The following is a 3,004-nucleotide window of genomic DNA, read 5'->3' as shown; positions in this document are numbered from 1 at the left end:
CCGCGGCGCGACGGCTGCCGGCCATCGCCGCGATGGGCTTCGACGTGGTGTACCTGCCGCCGGTCCACCCCATCGGCACGACCTTCCGCAAAGGCCCGAACAACAACCTCTCGGCAGACCGTGGGGATGTCGGGGTTCCGTGGGCGATCGGCTCACCGGAGGGCGGCCACGACGCCGTCCACCCCGATCTCGGCACGATCGACGACTTCGACGCATTCGTCCGCGCCGCGACCGCCCTGCAACTCGAAGTCGCCCTGGATTTCGCGCTCCAGTGCTCACCGGACCACCCGTGGGTGGAGAAGCACCCGGAGTGGTTCCACCACCGCCCCGACGGGACGATCGCGTACGCGGAGAACCCGCCGAAGAAGTACCAGGACATCTATCCGATCTCCTTCGACAAGGACATGCCCGGCCTGATCCGCGAGACGGTCAGGATTCTTCGGTTCTGGATGGACCACGGCGTACGGATCTTCCGCGTCGACAATCCGCACACGAAGCCGGTCATGTTCTGGGAACGCGTGATCGCCGACATCAACGGCACCGATCCCGATGTGATCTTCCTGGCCGAGGCCTTCACCCGCCCGGAGATCATGCACACGCTGGCCCGCGTCGGTTTCCAGCAGTCGTACACCTACTTCACGTGGCGCGACACCAAACAGGAACTGACCGAGTACCTCACCGAGCTGTCAGGTGAGGCAGCCGCCTATATGCGGCCCAACTTCTTCGTCAACACCCCTGACATTCTCCCCGGGTTCCTCCAGCACGGCGGCCGGCCCGCTTTCGAGATCCGTGCCGTCCTGGCGGCGACGCTCTCTCCCGCCTGGGGAATGTACGCGGGATACGAACTGTGCGAGAACACCGCGATCAGGGCAGGGACCGAGGACTATCTCGACTCGGAGAAGTACCAGCTTCGACCGCGGGACTGGGAGGCGGCCGAGCGCGCGGGAACGTCCATCGCGCCGCTCATCGGCTCGCTCAACAGGATCCGCCGGGAGCACGGTGCGCTGCGCCGGCTCAGGAACGTCCATTTTCACGAAGCCGACAACGACGCCGTGATCGTGTACAGCAAGCGCACCGGTCATGACGTGGTCGTGGTGGTGGTGAACCTCGACCCTCACCACACCCAGGAAGCCACCATCTCGTTGGACATGCCACGACTCGGCCTCGACTGGCACGAGTCGGTGCCGGTGCGCGACGAGCTCACCGGCGAGATCTACCACTGGGGCAGGACCAACTACGTACGCCTCACGCCCGGACTGCGGCCCGCGCACGTCACCACCGTCCTGCGACCGTCCTCACCGCCCACCGGAGGGTCACCCACATGATCGTCAACGAGCCCGTCCCGGACACATTCGAAGACACCCCCGCCAAAGACCGGGACCCCGAATGGTTCAAACGCGCCGTCTTCTACGAAGTCCTCGTCCGCTCCTTCCAGGACAGCAACGGCGACGGCATCGGCGACCTCAAAGGCCTCACCGCCAAACTCGACTACCTCCAATGGCTCGGCGTCGACTGCCTCTGGCTCCCCCCCTTCTTCAAATCCCCCCTCAAAGACGGCGGCTACGACGTCTCCGACTACACCGCCGTCCTCCCCGAATTCGGCGACCTCGCCGACTTCGTCGAATTCGTCGACGCCGCCCACCAACGCGGCATGCGCGTCATCATCGACTTCGTCATGAACCACACCAGCGACCAGCACCCCTGGTTCCAAGCCTCACGCAACGACCCCCAAGGCCCCTACGGCGACTACTACATGTGGGCCGACGACGACAAGCAATACCCCGACGCCCGCATCATCTTCGTCGACACCGAAGCCTCCAACTGGACCTTCGACCCCCTCCGCAAGCAGTACTACTGGCACCGCTTCTTCTCCCACCAACCCGACCTCAACTTCGAAAACCCCGCCGTCGTCGAAGAAATCATCTCCGCCCTCCGCTTCTGGCTCGACCTCGGCATCGACGGCTTCCGCCTCGACGCCGTCCCCTACCTCTTCGCCGAAGAAAACACCGACTGCGAAAACCTCCCCGCCACCCACCACATCCTCAAACGCGTCCGCGCCGAAATCGACGCCCACTACCCCGACACCGTCCTCCTCGCCGAAGCCAACCAATGGCCCGAAGACGTCGTCGACTACTTCGGCGACTACACCACCGGCGGCGACGAATGCCACATGGCCTTCCACTTCCCCGTCATGCCCCGCATCTTCATGGCCGTCCGCCGCGAATCCCGCTACCCCGTCTCCGAAATCCTCGCGAAAACCCCCGCCATCCCCTCCGGCTGCCAATGGGGCATCTTCCTCCGCAACCACGACGAACTCACCCTCGAAATGGTCACCGACGAAGAACGCGACTACATGTACGCCGAATACGCCAAAGACCCCCGCATGCGCGCCAACATCGGCATCAGGCGGCGGCTGGCCACCCTCCTCGACAACGACCGCAACCAGATCGAACTCTTCACCGCCCTGCTGCTGTCACTGCCGGGATCGCCGATCCTCTACTACGGCGACGAAATCGGCATGGGCGACAACATCTGGCTCGGCGACCGCGACGCGGTGCGCACCCCCATGCAATGGACCCCCGACCGCAACGCCGGCTTCTCCTCCTGCGACCCCGGACGCCTCTTCCTCCCCACGATCATGGACCCCGTCCACGGCTACCAGGTCACCAACGTCGAAGCCTCCATGAGCAACCCCAGCTCACTGCTCCACTGGACCCGACGCATGATCGAAATCCGCAAACAGAACCCCGCCTTCGGCCTCGGCTCCTACACCGAACTCCCCTCCTCCAACCCCGCCGTCATCGCCTTCCTCCGCGAACACGGCGACGACCTCGTCCTGTGCGTCCACAACTTCTCCCGCTTCGCCCAACCCACCGAACTCGACCTCCAGACCTTCAACGGCCGCCACCCCGTCGAACTCATCGGCGGCGTCCGCTTCCCCGCCATCGGCGACCTCCCCTACCTCCTCACCCTCGCAGGCCACGGCTTCTACTGGTTCCGACTG

The 3,004-nt window shown here is 64.9% G+C and carries 2 protein-coding genes; both read left to right on the top strand.

Annotated elements, in window-relative coordinates; all coding sequences use genetic code 11:
- Nucleotides 1–1,325: alpha-1,4-glucan--maltose-1-phosphate maltosyltransferase (locus KUF83_RS37015; protein WP_217459449.1), on the top strand; the 1,325-nt coding region annotated here is incomplete at its 5' end.
- Nucleotides 1,322–3,004: maltose alpha-D-glucosyltransferase (gene treS, locus KUF83_RS37010; protein ID WP_217459448.1), on the top strand; the 1,683-nt coding region annotated here is incomplete at its 3' end. The genes KUF83_RS37015 and treS, both read left to right, overlap by 4 nt.

Origin of the sequence: Streptomyces sp. BV286, assembly GCF_019090165.1 — a bacterium.
GTDB lineage: Bacteria > Actinomycetota > Actinomycetes > Streptomycetales > Streptomycetaceae > Streptomyces.
Note: the sequence above shows the minus strand (reverse complement) of the source record. Positions and strands in the feature narration are given on the sequence as shown.